Below are 3,883 nucleotides of genomic sequence, written 5' to 3' on the forward strand. Positions count from 1 at the left end.
CCCGTACGCCGGGCGCGTACTCCACGGCGAGCTGGCGGGCCAGACCGGTCAGGCCAGCTTTCGCCGCCGCGTAGGCCGGGCGGCCCGGCAGGCCCATGACGGCGTGCACGGACGAGACGAGGAGCACCGCGCCCCGCGTGTCGCGCAGGTCGTCAAGACAGGCCCGTACGCCGAGGAACGCGCCGGTCAGCATGACCGACAACTGCCGGTTCCAGTCCTCCGCCTTGATCACGTCGGCCGCGCCGCCGCGCACGGTGTAGGCGTTGCTGAGCAGCCCGCAGACCGGGCCGAAGCGGTCGCGGGCGACCTCCACCGTCCTCGCCCACGCTTCTTCTTCGGCCACATCGCACACCTCGAACACCGCGCGCCCGCCGTCCTCACGGATGGCCTGCGCGGTGCGCTCGCCCTCCTCGGCGTCCACATCGGCGATCACCACCCCGGCGCCCTCGGACGCGAGCCGCCGGGCCGTCGCCGCGCCGATCCCGTGGGCTCCCCCGCTCACCACCACACAGCGGTCGACAAACCGCTGGCCGGAAACCGACGACTCAGCACTCACAGACAACTCCCGCCCTACCTACCGGCACACACGGCAACTGACATCCCCCGCACGCCATTAACCATCACCCGACACCCCGCCGCCAACACCCCGCCGCCCCCGAATCGAGCACTCAGCCCGCGGCGAGGTCGATGATGAAGGTCACTCGGTCGAGTCCGGGGCCGTCGTAGTCCGGCTTCGCCGCCGAGGCCGTGAAGCCGAGCCGGGTGTGGAAGGACTGTGACGCGGTGTTCTGCGGGCTGGTGATGCAGTGCACGTAGCGGCGGCCGTGCGACCGGGCCAGGGCGAAGAAGGCGCGGTAGAGGGAGCGTCCGATGCCCTGCCCCTGCAGGTGCGGGTCGACGCCGACGAAGTGCACGTAGGCGGCGTCGGGTTCGGTCTGCGACAGGAAGCCGACCAGGAAGGCCGCGAGCTGCCCCGCGTCCTCTCCTTCCTCGCCCTCTCCCCCGTCGCGTTCGACCACGAAGCTGCTGGTGGTGAAGTGCTGGAAGTAGAGGCGGGGCAGGAGCAGCGCCCGCTCCAAGGCCCCCGCCTGCCCTTTCAGGCCGCCCCACCACGCGTCCACCACCGCGAGGACCCGCGGATGGTCCTCCTCAGCAGGGTGCCGTGCCGTCAGTCCACCGGGAAGGTCGTCGATCATCGGCGCAGTCTGCCACCGGCGCCGGGCATGCCGCTACGCCCTTTCCCGCTACCGGCCTCACTGGACGCTGCAACGGTGCGGGTGGGCGGGGTCGGAGGGGCAGGCGAAGATGTTCAGTTCGCCGGCCCGGCCCACGATGACTCCGGTCGGCAGGGCGGCCGGGTGTGGCGGCAAGTCCGCCTGCTCCGCCGGCTTCCAGCTTCCGCTGCCGCCGTCCCACTCCGAGCTGTCGATGGTCAGCAGCAGCTCCATGGGGGTGGTGCAGGTCTGACAGTTCACGGGGGACGGGTCGGTCGTGTGCCAGGACGCGAAGCCGCCGACGCGCCAGCCGGGCGGGATGGACAGGTCGTACTGGTAGCGGATCACGTCGTCCGCCGCCTCGCCCTCCGGCTCCTCCGCCCCCTCGGCCTGCCACTCCACGGCCGCCCGCTCCTCGACCTCTTCGTCAAGGGCGTCCTCCCTGGCGTAGATCCGCTCGCACAGGTCCTCGGGCAGGAGCCCCGCGAAGGGGTAGGTGACCACCTGCTCGGGGTGCAGCACGCAGGGCTCGGGCACATATCCGGCGGCGCCGACGACCTGTGGTTGCGGCGGCGATGCCAGCACCTCGCCGACCTCCGCCGACCTGCGCCAGTGCAGGTGGACGAGGAGTTCGCACCGGTAGCGGCCGTGCGCGTCGAAAGGGCAGCAGAACACCTGGAGCAGGTCGGCGCCGTCCGGGCCCGCCGGCAGGTCGGGGATGTCCCGCCGGTAGAGCTGCGCGAGGCCGGTCATCGGGAGCGGATCGGTGTCGCCGACACCGGGAACCCGGTGCCGGCGGCCCAGCTCGTCCAGAAGCTGCCGCTCCTCCTCCGTGGGGCCCGGCGACGATTCCCGGCCCCATGCCTCGGACAGGATCTGTCGCCGCCGGTGGATGTCCGCGGGGCGTAGGCCGCTCCCCCGCTTGTGGGCCTCGGTGCACACCGGCCACGGCTCGTCCGCCGGCCACAGCATCGGCCCGCCGACGGAGCTTGCCGTCACCTCCGGGTTCCCGGGCGCCGGGTGCAGCCGGGTGGTGGTGCCCCGGTACGCGGCGAGCTCCGGGAAGAGCGACACGACGTCCAGCGGCCGCGGGGGTGTGGTCCTCGTCATGGGGCGACTCTAGACACCCGGGACCTTCACCGGCTGAGCGCCCCTGTAGCGCCGTTCACGGGCAACTCCGGCCGGGCGTCGGACAGCTGGTCCAGAACTCCGTCTCGTACTGCGGGGGTGCGGAGGTCATCACCGGGGCCATGCGGAGCCGCCGGAGCCGGGCCGTCACAGCAGTCGACCTCGGCGTACCGCTTCTTGATGTCGCCGTCGTCGTGCTGGGCCGAGTCCGGTGCGGGCCGCGGCCCTTGGCCCTTCTTGCCGCCTCCCTTCGCACCCGGTTTCTGTTCCCCGGGCGATGACGGCTTGCACGTCGAGCCGGTGCAGGCATCGCCGTGCGCGCGCGGCGCGTCAGGACCGCTCTTCGCCGAGGGGCTGCTCTTTCCCTTTCCGTCTATCGACTTCCCGTCTATCGACCGGGTGCCGGGAGCCGCCGACGAGGAGCCGAGCGTCCATCGCTCCTTCTGGGACCCGTCGCGCACCTTGACCAGGACATCCGCGCCCTTGCGCAAGGAGGAGGGCGCGACGGCAAGTCCTTCGTGCCAGCGCGGCAGCAACTCCCCCCGTACGGTCAGGTCGTAGCGCACCTCGTCGGCATGCTCGGCCGAGGGCGCCACACAGACGCCCAGGGAGAGCGCCCCGTCGTCAGCGCCGGAATCCAGGCACAGGTCGGGGCGGCTGACGCTGCTCAGGAGCCCGTTCTCCTCGTACGACCACTGTTGGCTGGCCTTGGCCGAGCACTTGGCCAGCTTCGTTGCCGCATCGGGCTTCACCTTGCCGCCGCGTATGTCGAGGCACAGGTCCGCCGCCGTGTTGCGGAGCCTGCCCCGGTCGGAACTGCCGGGGTAGTCCGTGGAGGCGGGAGCGGAAGAGCCCGCGGACGGCTCGTCGGAGTCCGCGCCCGGACCGGCGTGATGGCCGCCGGCCATACCCGTCGGCGGCACGGACCCGCCGCTGTCGCCGTCGCCCGGCGCGAAAGTGATGACGAGCGCGGTCGCGAGCAGGGCGGCGGACCCCAGGACCGCTCCGGTGCGCAGTGCCCGTGAGTGCGCCCACGCGGAGGCGAGCGGACCACCGCCCGGCAGAAGGGTGTGCGACGCGGGGCGATGGCGTCCCCCGCCGCCCGCGTGTCTGCCACTGTGTCCGGCCCCTCCCGCGCCCTGCTTCGCTGCGGCTCCCCCGCGCTTCGCGGAACCTCCGCGCCCCGGGCGCGACTCCAGATAGCGGCGGACACCCCAGCCGAGTACCGCTTCGGCGAGCAGCGTGCCGAGGCGGCTTTCGCAGTGGCCGAGTTGGTCGGCGACGTCACGGCAGTGGCGGCATTCCGTCAGATGCTGTCGGAGATCGGGCAGCAAGCCGCCGCCGCGGCGCATCGCGACATCGAGAAGCCGGTTGTAAAGAGAGCATTCTTTGGTCGGCGCGAGTTCCCGGTGAGCGCGTACGATCCCTGCCCGGAATTGCTCGCGCGCCTGGTCGAGAGCATCACCCGCGAGGTCGGCGCTCAAGCCCGACAAACCGGCTGGTATGGATATGTGTTCCGCCTCGACCTCACTGTGCCACAG

The 3,883-nt window shown here is 72.0% G+C and carries 5 protein-coding genes; 1 reads left to right on the forward strand and 4 read right to left on the reverse strand.

The window, feature by feature from the left end:
• The 4 genes from ACQKIP_RS42195 to ACQKIP_RS42210 form a co-directional block, all read right to left on the reverse strand.
• On the reverse strand, positions 1 to 556 hold a 556-nt coding region (locus tag ACQKIP_RS42195), incomplete at its 3' end, for an SDR family NAD(P)-dependent oxidoreductase (protein ID WP_427745426.1).
• A 112-nt stretch (positions 557 to 668) separates the two neighbouring features.
• Positions 669 to 1,196, reverse strand: coding sequence for a GNAT family N-acetyltransferase (locus ACQKIP_RS42200; RefSeq protein ID WP_365855860.1), 528 nt, complete (start codon positions 1,194 to 1,196; stop codon positions 669 to 671).
• A gap of 57 nt (positions 1,197 to 1,253) precedes the next feature.
• Positions 1,254 to 2,324, reverse strand: a complete 1,071-nt coding sequence (locus ACQKIP_RS42205) for a hypothetical protein (RefSeq protein ID WP_365855858.1) — start codon at positions 2,322 to 2,324, stop codon at positions 1,254 to 1,256.
• A gap of 26 nt (positions 2,325 to 2,350) precedes the next feature.
• A complete protein-coding gene (locus ACQKIP_RS42210) occupies positions 2,351 to 3,676 on the reverse strand; it encodes an RICIN domain-containing protein (RefSeq protein ID WP_427745427.1) in 1,326 nt (441 codons plus the stop codon).
• On the opposite strand from ACQKIP_RS42210, the gene ACQKIP_RS42215 reads away from it, so the two are divergent.
• A partial coding sequence (locus tag ACQKIP_RS42215) for a hypothetical protein (RefSeq protein WP_427745428.1) occupies positions 3,653 to 3,883 on the forward strand: 231 nt, incomplete at its 3' end. The genes ACQKIP_RS42210 and ACQKIP_RS42215 overlap by 24 nt on opposite strands.

Origin of the sequence: Streptomyces sp. NPDC059900 (genome assembly GCF_050270335.1) — a bacterium.
Lineage (GTDB): Bacteria > Actinomycetota > Actinomycetes > Streptomycetales > Streptomycetaceae > Streptomyces.

Excerpts from the sequence above, each read along its gene's own strand:
- ACQKIP_RS42200 (WP_365855860.1), bottom strand. The coding sequence starts at position 1,196 with ATGATCGACGACCTTCCCGGTGGACTGACGGCACGGCACCCTGCTGAG.
- ACQKIP_RS42205 (WP_365855858.1), bottom strand. The coding sequence starts at position 2,324 with ATGACGAGGACCACACCCCCGCGGCCGCTGGACGTCGTGTCGCTCTTC.